Genomic DNA, 22230 nt, shown 5'->3' on the forward strand with positions numbered 1-22230 from the left:
GCACTCGCGCCGCGAGGAACACGGGGATTTCGGGGGATCTCAGAGGATCTCCGCGAATCCCGGGGGATCTCAGAGGATCTCGGGGGAGAGTGCCATGGAAGAGCTGTTCCGGTTCCTGATGACCAGGCCCGCTCAGCGGATGGACGCGACGAAGATCGTGCCGCTACGGCTCTCGCAGAGCTACGGCGCCCAGTTGCGCAAGGCGCTCCAGAGCGAGCAGCCCAGGGACGCCGTCCGCCGCGTGGCCCTGGCCCAGCGCAAGGCCGATCCGCTGCGCTCACCGGCCGACCTCGCACTCGGGGCACGGTGGCCACACTTCGCGACGGCGCTGGCGAACACCGAGCACACCAAGCTGCGCGACCTGCGCGCACTGGTGCTGGACAGCTTCGACGCCGAGGCCGAGGAAGTACGGGCGGGCGAGGCCTTCGCCCACGACCTCGAACGTCTCGGCGACCTGGTCGCGACGAGTGTCGTCCTCGGGCGCGAGGGCGGCCTGCGGATCGCGGACGCGGCCGTGCTGCTGCGTGCCGCCGCGATCCTGGAGCGGGTGGCCGACCGGGACCGCGCCCTGGAAGGTGCGGGCGCCGTGGCCGAGGCGCTGGAGCGCACCCTGCTCCTTCCCGAGGACGTCTTCCCCCTGCCCGCCCCCACCGAGCAGGGCACCGACCGCCGGCCGCCCCGGGAGACGGACGACGACGACCCGACGGACGCGCTCACCGCGGAACGCGACCGCCTCCTCAACGCCTACGAGACCCTCACCCGGCTGACACCGGAGCATCTGGCCCTGCCCACGGCCGGCGACCGAGCGGCCCCCCGCCCGGGCGCCGCCGCGCTCCCCCCGGTACCGGCCGCGGAACCCCGGGACGGGGACCCGGACGACCTGGCGCCCGCGCACGGCGGCGGGAGCGCGGACGTCCACACGGCCGGTCTGCCACTGCACCTCAAGTCCACGGTCTGGAAGGCGCTCCCGGCCGCGGTGCGGGACGTCCTCGACGAGCGCGGCCTCGATCTCACCCGGGTCGGCGTCCCCACCGCCGCCGACCGCCTCTCGCTCGAACTGCGCGAGCCGGAACTGCGGTTGGCCCGCTCCCTCCAGCTCGCCGACACCCGGATGGTGAAGCCCGGCGACACCTATCTGGAGCCGTGGGCCGCGGCCGTGGGACACCTTGAGCGGGGCGGCATGGCCGCCGTGACCGTGCCGACGACGTACGGAACGGTCGCCCCGGCCGGTATCGGCGACCTGTTGACGGTACGTCAGAATCTGAAACGGTACGAGGCCGGGGAGCTCGCGCACGTCGAGAACGTGCTCAAGGGCGAGTTCAAGGAGCGGGTCCACAAACGGGCCCGGACCACGGAGGAGACGGTCACGGTCGAGACCGAGACCCGGCGCGAGGAGGAACGCGACCAACAGAGCACCGAGCGCTTCGAGTTGAAGACCGAGGCGAGCACGGTCCAGAAGGAGGACGCGAGCCTCAAGGTCGGTCTCTCACTCACCGGGAAGTACGGTCCCGTGGTCGAGTTCAAGGCGTCCACCGACTTCTCGCTGGAGAAGTCGAAGGAGGAGTCCACCAAGGTCGCCACCGGCTACAGCAAGGACGTGACCCAGCGCGCGACCTCGAAGATCTTCGAGCGCCGCCGTGAGGAACGCGTCGTGAAGACCGTCGAGGTCTTCGAGGAGACCAACACTCACGGCATCGACAACAAGGCCGGGGACGGGCCGGTCGTCGGGCAGTACCAGTGGGTGGACAAGGTGTACGAGGCGCAGGTCTTCAACTACGGCAAGCGCGTGCTGTACGACATCATGCTCCCCGAGCCGGCCGCGTTCCTGCTGCACGCCACCACCAACGCGCCCAAGGCCGGTGCGGACCTGGTGAAGCCGGCCCCCTTCACGCTCCGGCCCACTGACCTCAGCGAGTGGAACTACAGCCTCTTCGTCCAGCAGTACCAGGTGGTCGGGGTGACGGCACCGCCCGCGCCGTTCGTCGCCGTCGCCCGGGCGCTGGAGGGCAAGGGCAAGGAGGACGACGGCGCCACCAAGGCCGCCGAGATCCCGGTCCCCGACGGCTACCAGGTCTTGGCCGCCCATGTCAGCGTCTGGTTCAACGCCTGGAGCGGCGGCCTGGTCGACGTGGCCCTCGGCAACAACCTGCACCGCTTCGAGGACAACGACGACTGGTGGGCGGCGACCGCCGACGAGACGGGGGCGCTCCCGCTGGCCCTGAAGACCTGGAAGGCCGAGGCCTTCGTGGTGGCCGTGGAGATCCAGTGCCGCCGCACCGAACGCGCCCTGGAGGACTGGAAACTGAAGACCCACGGGGCGATCCTCCAGGCGTATCTGAAGCTGCTGCGCGACTACGAGGACCGGCTGGCCGCCCTCCAGGTGCAGGCGGCCCAGCAGTTCCAGGGGAGCAACCCGGCACAGAACGCCCTGCTGATCCGGGGTGAGGTGAAGAAGGGCGCGATCGAGACGTTCACGGCCCAGCACTACGACCTGTTCGGGGCGATCGCCCTGAGCCCGGAGGGCTATCCGCAGCCGGACCTGCCGGAGGCGGCGGCCGAGGGACGCTACATCCGCTTCTTCGAGCAGGCATTCGAGTGGGAGCAGATGATGTTCCTGTTCTACCCCTACTTCTGGGGCCGGAAGGCGAACTGGACCCGGCGGCTGCTGATCCAGGACACCGACCCCGACCTCGCCGACTTCCTGCGGGCAGGTGCCGCCCGGGTCGTGGTGTCGGTGCGGCCCGGATTCGAGCAGGCGGTCGCGCACTTCCTGGAGTCCGGGGAGGTGTGGGACGGCGGGGATCTGCCGCCGATCGCCAGCCCGCTGTACGTGAACATCATCGAGGAGATCCGCGAACGCGACCGGGCGCCGGGCGCCGAGGTCCCGCAGGGCGAGCCCTGGGACGTACGGGTGCCGACCACCCTCGTGGTCCTGCGGGACGAGGCCTCCCTGCCGTCCTGGCGCAAGGACGAGAACGGCGACTGGGTTCCGGCCGACTGACACGGGGGGGGTGCGGCCGTGGCCGCTCGCAGGCGCTACAAGATCCACCCGGCGATCGGCATCGCCCGCCTGGGCGACGCCCCGACGTTCTTCATCGGCCCGGAGACCCCGGGCCTGCCGCCCACCGGCCAGCCGCCGGGCACCACGGTCCCGCCGTACAAGGACGGCGGCCGGATCAAACCGCAGGCGGCACGCTTCCGCGTCTTCGAGTACGTCGAGAAGGGCGGCCGGTACGAGGTGAGCCGCGAGGTGTCCATGGCGGACGCCGGAGTGACCATCACCTGGTCCGTGCACCTCGCCAACCGCAAGGCGTCCTTCTTCGAGTTCGACGGCATGGCCGGGGAGGACCGCTCCCCGGCCCCCCGCCGCAACGCCGGCCACCCCCCGCGCACCCTCGACATCGACCCGGGGCGCCGGGAGATCACCGGTCGCGGCGCGCGCCCGGTGCACTTCACCAGCCGGGGTCTCGGCAGCGAGCGCTGGCCGTCACCCGCACCGGTGCCACCGATCGACACCCTGGGCAGGCTGCTCACGGACGCCGAAGGTCGGCTCCTCGTCCTCGGCGGCCGGGGCGTCTCCACGAGCCGGCCCGGCGCCTCACCGGTCGACGACTACAGCAACAACGACGGCTGGTTCGACGACGTCTCCGACGGCCCGGTCACCGCGGTCCTCACCATCAAAGGCGTCCGATTCCCGGTCACCCCGGCCTGGGTGATCTGCGCTCCCCCCGACTTCGCCCCGGCCCTGACCGGCGTCGTCACGCTGTACGACCTGCTGTACGACATGGCGGCCAGACACCTGACCCTGCCGTCCGACGAGGCGGTCTACCGCACGGGCGCCCTCCAGCCGCTCGCGGCGGTCAACGCGGAGTTCAAGCGGGCCGGAAGACCCGTCCTGAGCAGGTACGAGCCGGACTTCACGACGGAGATCCACCCGCTCCTCTCCCGGGCCACGGCCACCGGCTTCCTGCTGAAGAGCGCCGTCGGCAAGCATCAGACCCTGGACGACTGGGCCGAGCTGACGGACCCGTCGCCGGCCCACGCGGCCGCGCGGGCGGCGATCCTCGGCTGGCTCCGGCCACCGGACGCCCGCGCCACCGACACCTGGCCGTACATGCCGAAACTCCTGGGCGACGAGCCGTATCCGCTGGCCGCCGGCGTCCACCACCAGCACATCCGGCTCACCGTCACGCCCACCCAGTACGCGCTGATGAGCCGCTGGGCCGACGGCCACTTCACCCGCCCGACGGGCACCTTCCCACCCGGACGTCCGGCGCCCTCCATCACCCCCGAGGGGCTGGACCGGGCGGCGCTGGAGAGCTGTGCGGGCGGTGCCTTCTTCCCGGGCATCGAGGTGGGCTGGCAGATCCGCCACCCCTCGCTGTACGAGGCCCCCTTCCGGATCCGGCACGGCGCCCCCACCACCTACCGCGGCGACCGAGGGGCGATACGGGCGGGGCACTTCACCCGTCAGCTGGCGCTGCCGTGGCAGGCGGACTTCCTGCGCTGCAAGACCGAGTCCTCCGTGGCCAACTCCCCGTTCCCGCCGAGCATGCTGTGGGGGTGGTGGCCCGCGCAGCGCCCCGAGTGGGTGTTCGACTTCGGCGTACGGCCGCCCGCGCAGGTCCCCTGGCACCGGGCCACGCGGAGCCGGATCGAGGTCCCTTGGCCGGTGGGCTTCTCCGGGGAACCGTCCACGCCCTCGTACGAGGAGATGCTCGCCAACTGGTGGAAGTTCGGCTTCGTGGTCGAGGTCCGCGGGGGCCTCTTCGGAGAGTCCGACCGGGCTCCCGACGTGCCATGACGGACGTCGTCGTGATCGGCGGAGGACCGGCCGGGGCGGTGTGCGCCACGCTGCTGGCGCGCGCCGGGGCACGGGTGCTGCTCGTCGACCGGGGACCGCGCCCGGGCGGCGGCGTCGAACTGGTCTCGGGCCGCGCGCTGCGCCTGCTCGCCGCCCACGACATCGGGGTCGGCGCGGAACGGACGATCACGGAGACGATCTCCCTCTGGGGCGACCGTACCCCCACGTCATGGCCCGCCCTGTACAACCCCTGGGGAAGTCCGGCGGCCGTGGAACGCGCCTGGTTCGACGCCCACCTGCGCCGTCAGGCACAGGCGGCGGGCGCGGTGCTCGTACACGGCACGGTGCGTGGCCTCCACCGTGCTCCGCCCTCCTGGCATGTCACGGTGACCTGTCATGGCGTACGACGGGACCTCACCGCCGGTTTCCTGGTCCTGGCGACCGGACGGCACGGCAACGCCCTGCGGCTGCGCCGACGAACGCCCTCCGGCCCGGCCCACGTGGCCCTCACCGCACGGGTCGCGCCGACGGATCCCGGGCAGTCCGCGCTGCTTCTGGAGGCGGTGCCGGGCGCCTGGTGGTACGGCCTGCCGGGCCCGCGCGGTGACCTGTTCCTGGCCCGCTGCGGTCCGCTGCCCCGCTCCTGCCCCCGCCCGGAGCGGCTGTGGGCCGCCGAACTTCCCCGCACCGGCCTGCTGTCCACCGCCCGCCGCCCCACGGCCGACTCACCGGCCCTCACGGTCCGCGCCCTCTCCCCCGGCGTCACGGACCCTCCCACGGGCCCCGACTGGCTGGCGGTGGGAGACGCCTCCGTCACCTTCGACCCCCTCAGCGGCCAGGGCATCGAGTTCGCCACGGCCTCCGCGGTCACCGCCGCCGGAGCCCTGACCGGAACCGGCGGCACGCTCGCGACCTACGCCGACTGGGTCCGCGCGACCGCGGCCGACCATGAACTGGCCCGTGCCCATCACTTCACGGCCCTGCGCGCGGAAGGGAGTTAGGCATGGCCCGCGGAATGCTTCTCGTGTGGTGCTGCACCTGATCCGCGCGGTCTCCGCCGCGATCGGCCTCAGTGAGGAGCGCCACCCGGCCCGCCGACGCGTGGGTGCCGGAGAGGGGTCCGGCACCCACGCGACACAGCTCAGGCCAGCTTCGCCGACAGAGTGATCGGTACGGCCTTGAGGGCCTGGCTGACGGGGCAGTGGACCTTGGCCTCCTCGGCCGCGGCGACGAACGCCTCCTCGCCGATGCCCGGCACGCTGCCCTCGACGGTGAGGCGGATGCCCGTGATGCCCTCTCCCGGCTGGAAGGTGACGTCGGCGGAGGTGGTGAGCTTGGTGGCCGGGGTGCCGGCGCCGGCCAGGGCGTGCGAGAACGCCATGGAGAAGCAGCTGGAGTGGGCGGCCGCGATCAGCTCTTCGGGACTGGTCTTGCCGTTCGCCTCCTGGGCGCGGGAAGCCCACGTCACCGGCTGCTGGGCGATGGCGCCGGAGGAGTCGAAGGAGACGACTCCGTTGCCCTCTAGCAGGTTGCCTTCCCAGACGGTGTGTGCGGAGCGCGTGGTAGCCACGGTTCTTCCTTTCAGACATGGGCCCAAGTAGGGGTTCCGTGTCCCATCCGATCACATTCGGGCGCACCGCACCCGCCTATGCCGCCCGCTGTTCGTCCTGACGTTGCGGCAGCGGCACCTGGGGACCGTCGGATTCACGCAGCCAGCGGCGCAGGACGCGGTGGACGTGTTCGGCGCCGACGAGTTCCTCATCGTCGTCGACCGGTGCGGACAGGGCGACCGGCGACAGCAGGAACGGCCTCCCCTGTGCCCCGCCGAGCCCGCCGTGCGAGCCGATCTGCTCCTCGAAGGCGAGGACCTCGCCGTCGCCCGGGTCGTACCAGGAGTTGACCATGATGTCGGCGGTGTGCGCGAAGCCGTGCGTACGGCGCACGGCGTCGGCGGCGCCCGGCCCGAACGCGGCCAACGGGCCCGGGTTGTCGTCCAGTTCGTCGACCGGGATCTCCGTGCCGAACGGCCCGAGCACCACCCCGCCGTGCTCCTCGCTGCGCACCAGGAGGAACCCGATGCCGGGATGGTTGGCGAGCGTGGTCAGCAGGGCGGGGTGGCGGGCGTCGATCTCCTCCTTGCTCATCCGGTGCGGCACGTCCGGGAAGGAGATCAGGCCGAGGTTGCCGGACGCCAGCACGAGCGGCTCCGAGCTGCGGCGCGACGGCCGGTACTCCTCCCGGCCCTCCTCGACCGGTCGGCGCAGGGCGGCGCGGACGGCCGCGCGGGCCTCGGCGCCGCTGTGGGTGCGCTGCGCCTTGCGCGGCACGGGCAGTCCGCAGCCGGCCCGCACCAGGTCGCCGAGGGTGAGGCCGTAGCGGGTCTGGAAGGTCTCACCGGGGCTCTGTCCGTGGTCGGACAGGACGACGACGCGGTACGGGCGCGGGGCGTGTTCGGCGACGTTCTCGATCAACGCCAGGGACCGGTCGAGGCGTTCGAGGACCTTCTCGGCGTCCCGGCTCATCGGCCCGGAGTGGTGGGCGACCTCGTCGTAGGCGACCAGGTCGGCGTAGACGGCGGTGCGTCCGGCGAGCATGTCGCCCATCACCGCGGCGACGACGACATCGCGTTCCACGACGGTGGCGAAGGCCCGGATGAAGGGGTAGAGGCCCCCGCGCCGGACGCGCGGCCGGACCCGGCGGACCCGGCCCCGGGTCGACTGGCCGATCTCCCGTCCCACTTCCGCGACGAAGGACAGCGCGGTGCGCACGGCGTTGGCCGGGTCGGAGAAGTACGCGAAGTAGCCCGCGCGGGACCGGGTCTCCCGGCTGCGCCTGCGGGTGGCGATGGACAGCACGAGCGCCTGTTCGTCGGCGCCCCCGCTGAAGAGGTTGCCGCGGCTGGCGCCGTCGGCGCCGAGCAGCCCGCCGTCCCCGGTGCGTTCGACCGCCCGGCGCTGGAGTTCGGCGGCGCTGGTGGGGCGGTTGCAGACCATCACCACCCGGCTGTCCTTCTCGTACCAGCGGAACGCCGGCACGTCCTCGTTGCTGCCGTGCAGGATGCCGAGCTGGCTGGCGCCGGTCTGGCTGGACCAGTCGGTGCGCCACGGGGTGAGCCGGTGGGTGCCGCTGTCCAGCCAGCGGGCGAGGGTGGGCATGACGCCGGTGCCGACGGCGACCCGCAGGACGTCGTGGCCCACGCCGTCCAGCTGGAGGAAGACCATGCCCGGCGCGGACGGGGCGATCGGGCCGCCCCTGCGGCGGCGGTCGGCGAGCCGGTAGAGCCGCCGCCGGTAGGCGTCGTCGTCCCGCACGGCGAGGGCCGCGCCGGTCGCGGAGGCGACGGCCGACATCACGGCGGCGACCACGACCGCGGTCTCCCACGCGGCGGCGCCCCGCTCGGTCGGGTTCAGGCGCAGCGCCAGCAGGAGCAGGAAGCCGTTGAGGACGAAGACCAGGAGCCCGAGCACCAGGGCGGGCACCAGCAGCAGGAGCCGTACGAGGAGCGGCCAGACCAGGGCCGACAGGACACCGAAGGCACCGGCGCCGAGGGCCGCGGTGACGGCGATGTCGGTGGCGCTGTCGCCGTCCGCGGACCTGAGCTGGAAGTCGGGCAGGATGCCCGCGAGGACGAGCATGGTGATCGTGGAGACCGCCCACACCCCGACGCTCCGCCCTGCCTGACTGGCGATCCGCCGCCAACGCCCGCCTCGCACGCCCCGTACACCTCACGTCCCCGGCCCGTCGTCGGCGCGGGCCTGGCCCCACCCTGTCACAACGGGCGGGAGTTCCCCCGGTGAAGCCGGGTGGCCGCTAGCGGCCGTCGTACCCGGCCGTCGGCATCGAGAGACGGCGGTGGATGCTGGCCTTCATCTGGGCGTCGTACGACGGTTCCGCCGATCCCACGGTCTCCACCCGCACCCCGCGGCGGGCGCACTCGGTGAGGAAGTCCTCCACGGAGGACAGGGCGCTCTCCAGGACCCGGCGGCTGGGCGCGACGAAGAGGTCGAGGCCGGGGCGGACGCCGTCCCACAGCACACAGTGGTCGGGACGCAGGCCCCGCACGAGGAGTTCCCTGCTGATGATGTAGCCCTGCTCGGCGGCCCAGCGGGCGCACATCGCGTGCTGACTGCGGGCGTCCACCAGGAAGGGGTCGGCCTCCAGCTCCTCCAGCGGCGTCAGACTCGCGATCGCCGTGACGCGAACCGGTCCCATGGCGTCCCCCTCACCTCCGGGTTTCGCCGCCGACCCTACTCCTGCCCGTAGGCTTCGGGGAGTCGCGCGAAGGAGGCAAAGAGGTGCCGGTGGAGATCACCTGGTGGGGTCACGCGACCTGCACGGTCGAGGACTCGGACGTCCGTGTGCTCACCGACCCGCTGTTCGCCCGCCGCCTCGCCCATCTGCGCCGCCGTCGGGGCGCGGTGCCACCGCCCGGCGCCTGGCGCGCGGACGTGGCGCTCGTCTCCCATCTGCACGCCGATCATCTGCACATTCCGTCGTTGGAGCGGCTGTCCCCGGGCACGCGCCTGCTCGTGCCCCGGGGCGCGCCCCGTGCCGTGCCCGGGCTCCGCCGGCTCGCCCATCTCCAGGTCAGTGAGGTGGCGCCGGGCGACGAGACGGTGATCGGGGACCTGGTCGTACGGACGGTGCCGGCCCGGCACGACGGACGACGGCTGCCCGTGGGACCGCACCGCTCCCCCGCGCTCGGCTATGTCGTCGAGGGGGAGGCCCGCACCTACTTCGCCGGGGACACCGGTCTGTTCGACGACATGGCGAAGGAGGTCGGGCCGGTCGACGTGGCGCTGCTGCCGGTCGGCGGCTGGGGGCCGTACCTCGGTGAGGGACATCTGGACGCGGGGCGGGCCGCCGAGGCGCTGGGCCGGCTGGGCCCGGTCAGCGCGGTGCCGGTGCACTACGGCACGTACTGGCCGATCGGGATGGACGCCGTGCGCCCCCATGAATTCCATGCCCCCGGCGCGGAGTTCGTGCGGCTCGCGGCCGAGCGTGCGCCGGGCGTGTCGGTGCATCGGCTCGCGCACGGGGAGAGTGTGCGCCCGGAGGTGGCCCGGTGACGGTGGCATGGCTGGCGGCGGCCGCCAGAACCGTGCCGCCCGAGTCGACGCAGCAGGCGCTCGGGTATCCGTCGCTGTTCCTGCTGGTGCTGATCGGGGCGCTGGTGCCGGTGGTGCCCACGGGGGCGCTGGTCAGTTCGGCTGCCGTGGTGGCGTTCCATCAGACGGCGCCGTTCTCGATGGCCTTGGTGTTCGTGACCGCCTCGCTGGCCGCGTTCCTCGGGGACATCGCGCTGTACTGGCTGGGGCGGCGCGGGATGCGGTCGAAGAACGGGTCGCGGTGGCTGGAGGCGATCCGGTCCCGGGCGCCCGAGGACCGGCTGACGCAGGCGCAGGAGAAGCTGGCCGAGCACGGGGTGGCGGTGCTGGTGCTGTCCCGGATGGTGCCGGCGGGCCGGATCCCGGTGATGCTGGCCTGTCTGATGGCGAAGTGGCCCCTGCGGCGGTTCGCGCGCGGGAACCTTCCGGCCTGCCTGGCGTGGGCGGTGACGTATCAGCTGATCGGGATCCTCGGCGGCTCCTTGTTCAGCGAGCCCTGGGAGGGCGTGGTGGCGGCGATCGTGCTGACGGTCGCGGTCAGCACGGCGCCGAGCGTGTGGCGCCGGGTACGCAGGACCGCGAAGGCTTAGCGCCGGTTCGCTCCGGCCGTGAGGAGGAGGTCGGCGGTCGCCGGGTGCGGGCCGTTGTGTGCCCACTCCAGCGGGGACCAGCCGGTTCCGCGGTCCTCACGGAGGTTGGGGTCGGCGCCGTGCGCCAGCAGTTCCCGTACCGCCTCGGTGTGCCCCCAGCAGGCGGCGGCGCAGAGCGGTGTGCCCTCGGAGCCGTCTCCCCCGCTCTCCGTGTCCGGGTGGGCCCCGGCCCGCAGGAGAAGGCGGGCGACCCCGGCTTCTCCCTGCACGGACGCGAGATAGAGGGGAGTGGACCCGTCGCCGTACGGTCGCCGGGGGTCCGCTCCCCGTCTCAGCAGCGCCGCCACGCGCGCGACGTCACCTGCGAGGGTCGCCTCGAAGAGCCGGCGCGAGAGCTTCTTCCGTCGTCGTCGGTTCATGGTGGGTGAGGCTAGCGATCATGAGGGCGGGGCGGCCATCGCATTGCGATGCGTCGAGGTGCGGCCCAACACCCTGGATCCGCCCACCGGCAGATCCCACAGGTCCCCCCGTTCGAGTCCCGCCTTCTCCCAGGCGGCCCGCACCCTGGTGAGCGGCTCCAGTACCGGCTCCGCCGACAGGACGAACGTGCCCCAGTGCATGGGGGCCATGCGTCTCGCCCCCAGATCCTGGGCCGCCCGGACCGCTTCCTCCGGATCGCAGTGGACGTCGCTGAGCCACCAGCGGGGGTCGTAGGCGCCGATGGGGAGGAGGGTCAGGTCGATGCCGGGGTAGCGTCGGCCGATGCGGGAGAACCAGTGGCCGTAACCGGTGTCTCCGGCGAAGTGGACGCGCCCGCCGTCCGGAGCCGTGAGGATCCAACCGCCCCACAGGCTGCGGCAGGTGTCGGTGAGGGTGCGCTTGGACCAGTGGTGGGCGGGGACGAAGTCGAAGCGGACGCCGTTCAGTTCGGCCGCCTCCCACCAGTCGAGCTCGGTGACCTGGGTGAACCGGCGGCGCCTGAACCAGGCGGCGAGGCCCGCGGGGACGAACACCGGGGTGTCGCGCGGGAGTCGGCGCAGGGTGGGGGCGTCCAGGTGGTCGTAGTGGTTGTGGCTGATGACGACGGCGTCGACGCGCGGCAGCGCGCTCCAGGCGATCCCGACCGGGGTGATCCGGGCCGGGGTGCCGAGGATACGACGCGACCAGACGGGGTCGGTGAGGACGGTCAGGCCGCCGATCTGCACCACCCAACTGGCGTGACCCGCCCAGGAGACGGCGATGGTGCGGGCGTCGACGCGGGGCGGCGGCCCCGGCTCGAAGGGCAGCCGGGGGATGTCGGCGAGGCCCTCGCGGCCGGGCCGCACGGAGCCCTCGCGGGCGAAGCGGGCCATGGCCTTGAGGCCGGGCAGGGGGGCGGTGAGCCGGTCGTGGAAGGTGCGCGGCCAGACCCGGCGCTCGCCGAGGGGGCGGGGTTCGGCGAGCGGCGGGAAGGGCGGCGCGGACGGTGCCGCGAGGGGTGACGCGGTAGCCGGATCGTCGGTCTCCCGGGTGCTCGTGCTCGTGCTCGAACCGGGCCTGCTGGAACCGGTCCTGCTCGAACCGGCCGTACTCGTGGACTGCTGCGTCATCGAGGAGGCTCCCATCGCTGAGCGTCGTCGCGGAGATCGTCGAATACCGACTGCAAAGTGATCAACGCACGGTGCACGTGTGGCAGTTCCAACGGTGTGGTCGAACTGAGGCATTCCTCGAGTTCCTCGTCCGTCCCGGCGAGCAGCGCGCCGGTCGACAGCCGGACCCGCAGGGCGCCCAGGTCGTCGCCGAAGCGGTGGCCGCCGGGGGCCGGCATGCCGAGCCGGGCGGTGAGGAACTCCTCCAGGTCCTGTGCGTCGCCGACGCCGTGCGCGCCGAGGGCGGTGCGCAGCGGGCCGAGGTCGGCGTAGAGGTGGCGGCCGGCCTGCGGGGGCCGGGCCAGGGCGCCGGCCGAGACGACGGCGGTGTGCGCGGCGGCGGCCACGCGCGCGTGCAGGCGTACGGCGGCGGCGAGACGGTCGGTCACCGGCTCGGGTTCGGCGAGCGCGTAGCAGGCCGCGGCGGCGACGGGGGCGGCCACGCGGGCGCCCAGCGCGGTCAGCACGTCGAGGACACGCGCGCGTAGGCCGTCGCCGACCTCCCCCTCGGGGAAGCGGGCGATCGCGGCGGGCCAGCCCGGTGGGAGCAGGGCGCCGGCCAGGTCGGTGACGACGGTGACGCGGTCGGGCAGCATCTCGGCCGGACTCAGCCACATGGTGTCGTGCGGGGCGTGCACGGTGTCGCGCCAGGTCTCGTCGCTGACCAGGTGCAGGCCCTCGCCCGCGGCGGCCTCCACGGCCTCGTGCAGCATCTCGGGCGGCGCCACGGTGGCGGTCGGGTCGTCGGCCACGGACAGCACGAGAAGCCGCGGGTCACCGCCCTCGTCCCGCACCCGGCGCACGGTCTCCAGCAGGGCGTACGGGTCCGGGACCCCGCCGCCCTCCGCCGGTGTCGCCACATGGAACACCGGTCTTCCCAACAGGCGCGCGTACGGCGCCCACCAGGCCGCGCACGGCCGCGGCACCAGGACGTCGCCGCCGAGGGCCGCGGTGAGCGCGAGCAGCAGGGAGGGAGCGCCGGGGGCGGCCACGACGCGATCGGGCCCGGCGGAGAGTCCACGCCGGGCCCAGTAGCCGCGCGTGGCGTCCGAGAGGGCGGTGCCGCCGCCGACGGGTTCGCTGCCGCCCCTGGCCGCCGCGGCGGCGAGCACCTCCGACAGTTCGGGCAGTACCGGCAGCCCGTCGTTCGGCAACGGCGGCCCGTAGCGGACCGGCCCGTGGCCTTCGGGGTCCGTGCGCCGCATCCGTACCTCCGGGTGGCTGCTGTGTCGCGGGGCCGTCGGGTGTCCGGTCCTTTCGCCGGCCCCGGCGGGGGCGTGCGCCCCCACGTTCCGCGTACCCAGGGTGGCGTGTGCCGATAGGGGGCCGCTCGCGTTGCGCCGGTCACAAGGCGGCCGGCCGGGCCGCGTCAGGACTGCGCGCGGGGCGACCGGCGCCGCACCCGGTACACGGCGCCGCCGAGCGCGCCCGCGATGAGCACACCGCCCGCGACCAGCGCTGGTACGGAGTCGGTGAAGGCCCCGCCGGCACCGGCGTGCACGCCTTGCTGGACCGGCGCACTGGGAGTCGGGCACGGCTCGACACGGGGCTCGGTGCAGCCCTGCCGGCCACCGCCACCGTCACCGCTGCCGCTGCCGCCGGCCACGTCGAACGTCGCGCTCCACGGCTTGCCCTGCGCCCCGGCCGCCCCCGGACACGTCCCGTCCACGGTCCATGCCGAGTCGTCCCCGTAGTCCCCCGCGGATCCCATCCGCGCGGTCCCCCGATAGGCGGCCCCGGTCACGGCACCGTCGTTCCCGGGCACCCGCTGCAACTGCACGGTCCCTTCGTCGAAGGCCTGCGAGGTGGCCTCGATGGTGGCGGGCGCGGCAGCGGTGACCGGGTCACACGAAACCGAGATGGTGACACTGCCGCCGGGTTCGACGCTGCCTGGGCTGACCTCAGCGGCCGGGTCCGCGAGAGCGGCCGATCCCCCGACGCCCACCACGGCACCGGCCAGAACGGCAACGGACAGGGCACGGACGGTGCGGCGCATGAACGAAACTCCTTAGACCGCGGACAGGTCACTACACCCATCACAGCCCGCACACGCGAAGGACGCGCGCGTTCAACGCCGACCGAGTGAAGCCCCTCAAGGGGCGCGGGGAACTGCGCGACCAGCCGCAACGAACCCGCACCCGGCACCGGACCCGCACCCCTACGGTCTACGCCGCGTCCCGCAGAACCTGCTCCCGCACCTTCCCGCAGCACCGGCTGATCAGCCGCGACACATGCATCTGCGAGATCCCCAGCTGCTCGGCGATCCGGCTCTGCGTCATGTCCCCGAAGAACCTCATGTACAAGATCGCCCGCTCCCGCTCAGGCAGCGCGGCGAGGCGCGGTGCGACCGACTCCCGGTCCACCACCGTGTCCAGCGCCGGATCCGCCGATCCCAGCGCGTCACTCAGCGAGTACCCGTCCTCGCTGCCGGGCAGCTCCGCGTCCAGCGACAGCGCGGTGAAGCTCTCCAGCGCCTCCAGGCCGACCAGCACGTCCTCCTCGCTCATCCGGGCGTGCTCGGCGATCTCCGCGACGGTGGGGCGGCGGCCGGGGATGGTCTGGGAGAGGTCCTGGCTCGCGAACCGCACCCGGTTCCTCAGGTCCTGCACCCGGCGGGGCACGTGCAGCGTCCACATGTGGTCGCGGAAGTGCCGCTTGATCTCGCCGGTGATGGTGGGCACGGCGTAGCTCTCGAAGGCGTTGCCGCGCTCGGGGTCGTAGCGGTCGACGGCCTTGACCAGGCCGAGGGCCGCGACCTGGCGCAGGTCGTCGAGGCTCTCGCCGCGGCTGCGGAACCGTCCCGCGAGCCGGTCGGCCATGGGCAGCCAGGCCTCGATGATCTCTCCGCGCAAGGTGTCGCGCTCGGGCCCCTCGGGCAGCTCGGCCAGTCGACGGAAGGCGGCCGCGGTGTCGGGGGCGTCGTCGTGCGGATGGTGCTTCGCGCTCGTACGCGTGGACATGATGCGTCGCAACTCCCTTGGTGGTCCGCTGGGTTGCACGGGCACCGTGGGAGGGCGGCCCGGACAGGCACAGCCGTGGCGGCGCGAGGGCCGCTCCCACGGACGTGCCTCCTGTCCGAAGCACTGACAGTGCGCCTGCCCCCGGCCCCTGTCCGCAAACCCGGGCGCAGGTTTTCCCGGCGCCGCCGGGGTGACTCGGAAGGCGCTGCCTGTGCATTTCCGACGTCCGGGAGGTTCCTCCATGAGCACCAAGGTCTCCGATCACATCCTTCAGCGCCTGCGTGAATGGGGTGTGGAGCAGGTGTTCGGCTATCCCGGCGACGGCATCAACGGCCTGCTCGCCGCGTGGGGCCGGGCCGAGAACCAGCCGCGGTTCGTGCAGTCGCGGCACGAGGAGATGTCGGCGTTCGAGGCGGTCGGTTACGCCAAGTTCAGCGGTCGCGTCGGTGTGTGCGCGGCGACGTCCGGGCCCGGCGCGATCCATCTCCTCAACGGTCTGTACGACGCCAAGCTGGACCATGTGCCGGTGCTGGCGATCGTCGGCCAGACGCACCGCACCGCGATGGGCGGCTCGTATCAGCAGGAGGTCGACCTGCACACCCTGTTCAAGGACGTCGCCTCGGACTTCGTGGAGACGGTGACGGTCCCCGAGCAGTTGCCGAACGTGCTGGACCGGGCGCTGCGCACCGCGTACGCCCGCCGCTCCCCCACGGCGATCATCGTGCCGGGTGATGTGCAGGAGCTCGACTACTCGCCGCCCACGCACGAGTTCAAGATGGTGCCGTCCAGTCTGGACCTCAGTTCGTGGACCGCGGTGCCGTCCGATGAGTCCCTGAACCGGGCCGCCGAGATCCTCAACTCCGGTGACAAGGTGGGGATTCTGATCGGTCAGGGCGCGGCGGGGGCGCGCGCGGAGGTGGAGCGGATCGCCGAGCTGCTCGGCGCGGGCGTGGCGAAGGCGCTGCTCGGCAAGGACGCGCTGAGCGACGAACTCCCTTACGTCACCGGCTCGATCGGTCTGCTGGGCACGCGTCCGTCGTACGAGCTGATGCGGGACTGCGACACCCTGCTGACCATCGGATCGTCGTTCCCCTACACGCAGTTCATGCCGGAGTTCGGCAAGGCGCGCGGGGTGCAGATCGACATCGACCCGCACATGGTCGGGATGCGCTATCCGTACGAGGTGAATCTCGTCGGCGACGCGAAGGCGACGCTGGAGCGGCTGATCCCGATGATCGACGGGGACCGTGGGCGTGAGTGGTACGACACGGTGTGCGACAACGTACGGCGCTGGCGCGAGGTGATGGGGCGGCGGGCGGAGCAGTCGGCCGACCCGATCAACCCGGAGTACGTGGCCGCCGCCCTGGACCCGCTGCTGCCCGAGAACGCGATCGTCTCCTCGGACTCGGGTTCGGCGGCCAACTGGTACGCCCGCCATCTGACGATGCGGCCCGGCATGCGCGGATCGCTGTCCGGCACGCTGGCGACGATGGGCTGCGGAGTGCCGTACGCGATCGGTGCGAAGTTCGCGCATCCGGACCGGCCGGCAATCGCGCTGGTCGGGGACGGGGCGATGCAGATGAACGGGATGGCGGAGCTGATCACGGCGGCGAAGTACAAGGATCTGTGGGAGGACCCGCGGCTGGTGGTCGCGGTGTGGAACAACCACGACCTCAACCAGGTGACGTGGGAGATGCGGGCCATGGAGGGCGCCCCGTCCTTCCTGCCCTCGCAGGAGCTCCCGGACGTCCAGTACGCCGCGTTCGCCCGCTCGCTCGGCCTGACCGGCATCCGGGTGGAGAAGCCCGAGGACGTCGAGGCGGGCTGGCGTGCGGGGCTTGAGGCGGACGGGCCCGCGGTGATCGAGTTCCTCACCGACCCCGCCGTACCGCCGATCCCGCCGCACGCCACCTGGGACCAGATGGAGGCCACGGCCGCGTCGATCCTCAAGGGCGACGCGGACCGCGGCTCGATGATCAAGCAGGGGCTGAAGGCGAAGGTGCAGGAGTTCCTGCCGGGGCGGGGCAAGAAGTGAGGCCTGGCCCCGGCTGAGTGAGCCCTGCCCTCGGCTAGGAGAACAGCGCCTGGATGTCGGGCTTCTTGTCGCCGAAGAGGCCGTCCTGTTCGCCGAGGGAGGCCAGCTTCTCCAAGGAGGCCGTGTCGACCTCGGCGGGCCAGGCCGGCAGGGTGAGCGTGTCCAGCAGATCCGCGCCGATCTTGGTGTACGTCGTGAGGATCTGCCGTGCCTCGTCCGGGTGTTGGGAGGCGTAGGTCAGCGACTCGGTCATCGCCTCGGTGAACTTCTTCACCAACTCGGGGTTCCGCTGGGTGATCTGGGTGGAGGTGAAGTACGTCGCCACGGTCAGCTTGGGGTCGGTCTCGGCGAACGGGGACGCCACGATCCGCGCGCCCTGCTGTTCGGCGAGGGACTTCGCCGGGTCACCCATCCAGGCGGCGTCGACGCGTCCGCCGTCGAGGGCGGCGGGCATCTGGTCGAAGGGGATCTCGACGAACTTGACCTTGTCGGGGTCGCCGCCCGCCTTGCGCACGGACTCGCGGACCGTCGTACTGCCGATGTTCTGGAGGGTGTTGACCGCGACCGTGCGCCCGGCCAGGTCCTTCGCCGACTTGACGGGGCTGTCCTTCTTGACCAGGACACCCGTGACGTCGGCGCCCACCTTGCCGTTGGAGGCGGCCCCGTTGACCACGGACTTGACGGGGACGCCCTTGGTCTGGGCGATCATCAGCGACGTGGTGTTGCTGAACCCGAACTGGAACTGTCCGCTCACCACGCCGGGGATGATCGCGGCGCCGCCCTGGGCGGTCACCATCTTCAGCTCGATGCCGCGGTCGGCGAAGAACCCCTTCTTCTGCCCGAGATACAGGGGGGCCACGTCGATGATCGGGATGATGCCCACCGTCACCTGCGTCGCCTTGCCCCCGCTCGCGGGCGATGCCGCGCCGCTGCCCGAGTCGGAGGAACCGCAGCCGGCGACGCCGGCGACGATCATCGCCGCTGCCGTGACCAGTCCGAGTGTGCGCCGCCGTTGCATGGGTCCCCCTGGAGACTCGGACGGTCGAACCACCAATGGTGCGCAGATTCTTGACGCCCGCAATCTACAGGCCCACCTTGGCCGTGTCAGTCCCCTGGACCGATGTGAACCGGCGGAGTTCAGCCTTTCCGTGGCTCGGTGAGCGGTACCAGCTCCGTCACCTCGCTCCGCTTCTCGGGCAGCAACAACTCCTCGTAACGGCCCAGCGCCAGCACCGCGCCGAGCATGAGGAGCGGGATGAGCACAGCGAGCATCGCCATGGCGGTTCCCTCCCCGGGATCGCGTGGGGGGCGTCCGCCGGGTCTCCCCGGATCCGGAAGGCAAACCCCCGTGTCGGCGGCCGGTCCCCGGGTACGCGGTGCCGTGCCCACCCCGAGGATCTGGAGAGAGCCATGCAGCGAGGCAGCGACCGGCTGAGCCGCCACCGCGACGACGAGATGAAGCACGAACTCCAGGGACTGCTCCGGTCCGGGCACCCCACCCGCACCGAGGAGTGGCACGACCCCGAGCCGACCGCCGACGACGACCCCCGCATCGCGGGCGGACCGGTGAGGCCGGGCGGCTCCGGGGCATCCCTGGACACGGTCCGTCACGAGCTGGCCCGGCATCTGACCCGCAGCGCGTTCCCCGCACCCCCACGCCACCTGGCCGGCACCCTGCGCCGCGCGTACGCGCCGGACACCCTGGTCGAGGCGGTGGAACAGCTCCCGCGCGAGCAGAGCTACGGAACCGTCCAGGAACTGGCCGAGGCGCTGGTACAGGAGCAGGAGTAGGGCATGACCGATCCGGTACGGAAGCAGGAGGAGCCATGACCGATCCGGTAAGGGAGCAGGAGTAGCCATGGCTGATCTGGTACGGGAGGTCATGACGCCGGGCGTGGTCGCGGTCCGCCCCGACGCCTCCCTCGTGGAGGCGGCGCAGCTGATGCGGGCGCAGGACATCGGCGATGTGGTGGTGGCCGACGGCCAGGAGGTCGTCGGGATGCTCACCGACCGTGACATCACCGTGCGGGCGGTCGCCGAGGGCGCCGATCCGCTGGCCACGAGCGCCGGCTCCGTGTGCAGTACGCATCCGGTGCTGGTCGCCCCGGACGACCCGGTGGCGGCTGCGGCGGCGCTGATGCGGGCCCATGCCGTACGCCGGCTGCCGGTCGTCGAGGACGGGCTGCCGGTCGGCATGGTGAGCCTGGGCGACCTGGCCGAGGCTCAGGACCCCGATTCGGTGCTGGCCGGCATCAGCCGTGCCGAGCCGGACAGCAGGCCGGGGCAGTCCGACGGGCCCGGCAGCGAGCCGCGCGGCCGGGGCGGCGTATGAGCCGCGACCGGGCCGCCCGGATCAGCGGGCGCGCGGCGCAACGGAACAAGAAGCGCGCGACGAGCGACGAGGCTCACCGGCGTGCCATGAAGTGCCCTTCCAGGAAAGGACGTTGAGGCATCATGCGCATCGCATTCCTGACCGCCCCCGAGGGCGTCGAGCAGATCGAGCTCACCGACCCGTGGAAGGCCGCCGTGGACGCGGGCCACGAACCCGTGCTGGTGTCGACCGAGCCAGGAAAGATCCAGGCGTTCGACCACCTCGACAAGGCGGACACTTTCCCCGTTCAGGAGGTCGTGGGCGAGACGTCCGCCGACTCCTTCGGCGGGCTGGTGCTGCCGGGCGGGGTCGCCAACCCGGACTTCCTGCGGACCGACGAGAAGGCGGTCGCCTTCGTACGGGACTTCTTCGACCAGGGAAGGCCGGTCGCGGCGATCTGCCACGCCCCGTGGACCCTGGTCGAGGCGGACGTGGTCCGCGGCCGGGTGCTGACCTCCTGGCCGAGTCTGCGCACCGACATCCGGAACGCGGGGGGCAGTTGGGTCGACGAGCAGGTCAAGGTCTGCGACCACGGCCCGAACAAGCTGGTCACCAGCCGTAAGCCGGACGACCTGAAGGCGTTCTGCGAGACCTTCCTGGACGTCTTCACGAGGGAGGCGGGCTGATGACGGACCGCAAGCAGCAGCAGCGCGACGGCTTCCGGGCGGACGACCCGACGGCCGGCCCGCTCACCACCGACCAGGGCGTGGAGGTCGACCACACGGACGACTCGCTCGCCGCCGGGGAGCGCGGCCCGACCCTGATGGAGGACTTCCACTTCCGGGAGAAGCTCACCCGCTTCGACCACGAGCGGATCCCGGAGCGGGTGGTGCACGCGCGCGGCGCGGGCGCGTACGGCTGGTTCGAACCGTACGAGTCCTGCGCGGAGTTCACCCGTGCGGCCTTCCTCCAGGACCCGGCCGTGCGGACGCCCGTCTTCGTACGGTTCTCGACCGTGCAGGGCCCGAGGGGCTCCGCGGACACCGTGCGGGACGTGCGCGGCTTCGCCACCAAGTTCTATACGTCCGAGGGCAATTACGACCTGGTCGGCAACAACTTCCCGGTCTTCTTCATCCAGGACGGCATCAAGTTCCCCGACTTCGTGCACGCGGTGAAGCCGGAGCCGCACAACGACATCCCCACGGGCGCGTCCGCGCACGACACCCTGTGGGACTTCGTGTCCCTCCAGCCGGAGACGCTGCACGCGATCATGTGGCTGATGTCGGACCGGGCGATCCCGCGCAGCTACCGCATGATGCAGGGCTTCGGCGTGCACACCTTCCGGTTCGTGAACGCGGAGGGGCGCGGCACGTTCGTGAAGTTCCACTGGACGCCGAAGCTCGGCGCGCACTCGCTGGTGTGGGACGAGGCGCAGGAGTGCCAGGGCCGCAACCCGGACTTCAACCGGGGTGACCTGTGGGACGCGATCGAGGCGGGCGAGTACCCGGAGTGGGAGCTGGGCGTCCAACTCGTGCCGGAGGACGACGAGTTCGCCTTCGACTTCGATCTGCTCGACGCCACGAAGCTGATTCCCGAGGAGCAGGTGCCGGTGCGGCCGATCGGCCGGATGGTGCTGGACCGCAATCCGGAGAATTTCTTCGCCGAGACCGAGCAGGTGGCCTTCCACACGGCCAACGTGGTCCCCGGCATCGACTTCACCAACGATCCGCTGCTCCAGGCCCGCAACTTCTCCTATCTGGACACCCAGTTGATCCGGCTCGGCGGTCCCAACTTCGCCCAGCTGCCGGTGAACCGGCCGGTGGCCCCGGTACGGACGAACCAGCGTGACGGATACGGGCAGAGCAGGATCCACAGCGGGACGAACTACTTCCCGAACTCCCTCGGCGGCGGCTGCCCGGCGCACGCGGGCGCCGACGGTCACGCGTACACGCACTACGCGGAACGTGTCGACGGTGCCAAGATCCGCCGCCGCAGCCCGAGTTTCCAGGACCACTACAGCCAGCCCGCCCTGTTCTGGCACAGCATGGCGCCCTGGGAGCGGCAGCACATCGTGGACGCCTTCCGCTTCGAGCTCGGCAAGGTCGACGCGATGAGCGTACGGGTCCGTACCGTCGAACAACTGGCCCATGTCGACGGCGAGTTGGCGGCAGCGGTGGCCCAGGGCATCGGAGTTCCGGAGCCGTCCCCGGCCGAGGCGGGCCCGAACAAGGCGCTCTCCCCCGCGCTGAGCCTGGAGTCGCTGCGCGGCGACGGCTCGATCCGCACCCGGCAGATCGCGGTCCTGGTGGCCGACGGGGTGGACGGCGAGCAGGTGACGTCGGTGAAGGAGGCGCTGACCGCCGAGGGCGCGATCGTCGAGGCGCTGGCACCGCGGGACGGCAAGGTCACCGGTGCCGACGGGGAGAGCTGCGCGGTCGACCGCGCGCTGCCGACCGTCGCCTCCGTGCTGTACGACGCGGTGCTGCTGCCCGGCGGTCCGGTGGGCACCCCGCCGACCGTCTCCGACCAGGACGCGATGCGCTTCGTGCGGGACGCCTACCGGCACGGCAAGCCGGTGGGGGCGCTCGGCTCGGGTGTCGGGGTGGTGACGGCTCTGGAGCCTGAGGGCGTACGGCTGTCCACCGAGTTCCATCAGGTGGTCGACGACCACGGCGTCGTCACGGACACCTCTCCGGGTCCGGCGAGCGAGGAGTTCCTGCGCGCCTTCGTCGCCGCCGTGGCGGCCCACCGCCACTGGGACCGGCCGCCGGCCCGACACTGATCCGGGCCACCA

At 72.3% G+C, this 22230-nt stretch carries 20 protein-coding genes; 10 read left to right on the forward strand and 10 right to left on the reverse strand.

The annotated features are described in order from the left end of the window. The first annotated feature begins 94 nt into the window (after positions 1-94). From OG866_RS07935 to OG866_RS07945, 3 genes are read left to right on the forward strand one after another with little or no spacing between them, the layout of a single operon-like run. The gene (locus OG866_RS07935) at positions 95-3001 is read left to right on the forward strand and encodes a hypothetical protein (RefSeq protein WP_329332789.1); all 2907 of its coding nucleotides are present in this window, start codon (positions 95-97) and stop codon (positions 2999-3001) included. An 18-nt stretch (positions 3002-3019) separates the two neighbouring features. Next, entirely contained in the window at positions 3020-4804 is a 1785-nt protein-coding gene (locus OG866_RS07940; RefSeq protein ID WP_329332792.1) for a LodA/GoxA family CTQ-dependent oxidase, read from the forward strand. Continuing rightward, positions 4801-5805, forward strand: a complete 1005-nt coding sequence (locus OG866_RS07945) for an NAD(P)/FAD-dependent oxidoreductase (protein WP_329332794.1) — start codon at positions 4801-4803, stop codon at positions 5803-5805. The genes OG866_RS07940 and OG866_RS07945 overlap by 4 nt, the downstream gene beginning before the upstream one ends. Before the next feature lie 140 nt (positions 5806-5945). On the opposite strand, the gene OG866_RS07950 is transcribed toward OG866_RS07945, so the two are convergent. From OG866_RS07950 to OG866_RS07960, 3 genes are all read right to left on the reverse strand, one after another. Next, positions 5946-6374 (reverse strand): OsmC family peroxiredoxin, encoded by a 429-nt coding sequence (locus OG866_RS07950; protein ID WP_329332795.1) that lies wholly within the window; start codon positions 6372-6374, stop codon positions 5946-5948. Between the two features lie 76 nt (positions 6375-6450). After that, complete coding sequence (locus OG866_RS07955) at positions 6451-8517, reverse strand: phage holin family protein (protein ID WP_329332797.1); 2067 nt, start codon at positions 8515-8517, stop codon at positions 6451-6453. 97 nt (positions 8518-8614) lie between these two features. Then, a complete protein-coding gene (locus tag OG866_RS07960; protein WP_329332800.1) occupies positions 8615-9016 on the reverse strand; it encodes a hypothetical protein in 402 nt (133 codons plus the stop codon). 83 nt (positions 9017-9099) lie between these two features. Between OG866_RS07960 and OG866_RS07965 the strand changes: the two genes are divergently transcribed. Both OG866_RS07965 and OG866_RS07970 read left to right on the forward strand, forming a co-directional pair. After that, positions 9100-9873, forward strand: a complete 774-nt coding sequence (locus OG866_RS07965) for an MBL fold metallo-hydrolase (protein ID WP_329332801.1) — start codon at positions 9100-9102, stop codon at positions 9871-9873. 2 nt (positions 9874-9875) lie between these two features. Then, positions 9876-10502 carry a DedA family protein gene (locus OG866_RS07970; RefSeq protein WP_329343980.1) on the forward strand — a complete coding sequence of 209 codons (627 nt, stop codon included), beginning with the start codon at positions 9876-9878 and terminating at the stop codon, positions 10500-10502. Here the strand turns inward: OG866_RS07970 and OG866_RS07975 are convergent. The 5 genes from OG866_RS07975 to OG866_RS07995 all read right to left on the reverse strand — a co-directional run bounded on the left by OG866_RS07975 (position 10499) and on the right by OG866_RS07995 (position 15090). Then, complete coding sequence (locus OG866_RS07975) at positions 10499-10921, reverse strand: ankyrin repeat domain-containing protein (RefSeq protein ID WP_329332802.1); 423 nt, start codon at positions 10919-10921, stop codon at positions 10499-10501. The two genes, OG866_RS07970 and OG866_RS07975, sit on opposite strands and share 4 nt — an antisense overlap. A gap of 18 nt (positions 10922-10939) precedes the next feature. Next, on the reverse strand, positions 10940-12091 hold the full coding sequence (locus tag OG866_RS07980; protein WP_329332804.1) for an MBL fold metallo-hydrolase: 1152 nt from the start codon (positions 12089-12091) through the stop codon (positions 10940-10942). Next, positions 12088-13335, reverse strand: a complete 1248-nt coding sequence (locus OG866_RS07985) for an aminotransferase class I/II-fold pyridoxal phosphate-dependent enzyme (RefSeq protein WP_329332806.1) — start codon at positions 13333-13335, stop codon at positions 12088-12090. Before OG866_RS07985 ends, OG866_RS07980 begins: the two co-directional genes overlap by 4 nt. Before the next feature lie 164 nt (positions 13336-13499). Then, complete coding sequence (locus tag OG866_RS07990; RefSeq protein WP_329332808.1) at positions 13500-14126, reverse strand: hypothetical protein; 627 nt, start codon at positions 14124-14126, stop codon at positions 13500-13502. Positions 14127-14295: 169 nt separating this feature from the next. Beyond that, positions 14296-15090, reverse strand: coding sequence for an RNA polymerase sigma factor SigF (locus OG866_RS07995; protein ID WP_329332810.1), 795 nt, complete (start codon positions 15088-15090; stop codon positions 14296-14298). A gap of 241 nt (positions 15091-15331) precedes the next feature. On the opposite strand from OG866_RS07995, the gene OG866_RS08000 reads away from it, so the two are divergent. Further along, on the forward strand, positions 15332-17125 hold the full coding sequence (locus OG866_RS08000; protein ID WP_329332812.1) for a thiamine pyrophosphate-requiring protein: 1794 nt from the start codon (positions 15332-15334) through the stop codon (positions 17123-17125). 34 nt (positions 17126-17159) lie between these two features. Here OG866_RS08000 and OG866_RS08005 read toward each other — a convergent pair whose 3' ends face one another. Both OG866_RS08005 and OG866_RS08010 read right to left on the reverse strand, forming a co-directional pair. Beyond that, the gene (locus tag OG866_RS08005; protein WP_329332814.1) at positions 17160-18143 is read right to left on the reverse strand and encodes an ABC transporter substrate-binding protein; all 984 of its coding nucleotides are present in this window, start codon (positions 18141-18143) and stop codon (positions 17160-17162) included. A 119-nt stretch (positions 18144-18262) separates the two neighbouring features. Continuing rightward, positions 18263-18403: a hypothetical protein gene (locus OG866_RS08010; RefSeq protein WP_329332816.1), complete on the reverse strand. Its 141-nt coding sequence runs from the start codon at positions 18401-18403 to the stop codon at positions 18263-18265. Positions 18404-18535: 132 nt separating this feature from the next. Between OG866_RS08010 and OG866_RS08015 the strand changes: the two genes are divergently transcribed. From OG866_RS08015 to OG866_RS08030, 4 genes are all read left to right on the forward strand, one after another. Next, positions 18536-18916 carry a DUF2795 domain-containing protein gene (locus OG866_RS08015; RefSeq protein ID WP_329332818.1) on the forward strand — a complete coding sequence of 127 codons (381 nt, stop codon included), beginning with the start codon at positions 18536-18538 and terminating at the stop codon, positions 18914-18916. Between the two features lie 67 nt (positions 18917-18983). Then, complete coding sequence (locus OG866_RS08020) at positions 18984-19457, forward strand: CBS domain-containing protein (protein WP_329332820.1); 474 nt, start codon at positions 18984-18986, stop codon at positions 19455-19457. 122 nt (positions 19458-19579) lie between these two features. Further along, positions 19580-20122 carry a type 1 glutamine amidotransferase domain-containing protein gene (locus OG866_RS08025; protein WP_329332822.1) on the forward strand — a complete coding sequence of 181 codons (543 nt, stop codon included), beginning with the start codon at positions 19580-19582 and terminating at the stop codon, positions 20120-20122. Beyond that, positions 20122-22218: a catalase gene (locus OG866_RS08030; RefSeq protein ID WP_329332824.1), complete on the forward strand. Its 2097-nt coding sequence runs from the start codon at positions 20122-20124 to the stop codon at positions 22216-22218. Before OG866_RS08025 ends, OG866_RS08030 begins: the two co-directional genes overlap by 1 nt. Positions 22219-22230 lie beyond the last annotated feature (12 nt).

The organism is Streptomyces sp. NBC_00663 (genome assembly GCF_036226885.1).
Lineage (GTDB): Bacteria > Actinomycetota > Actinomycetes > Streptomycetales > Streptomycetaceae > Streptomyces.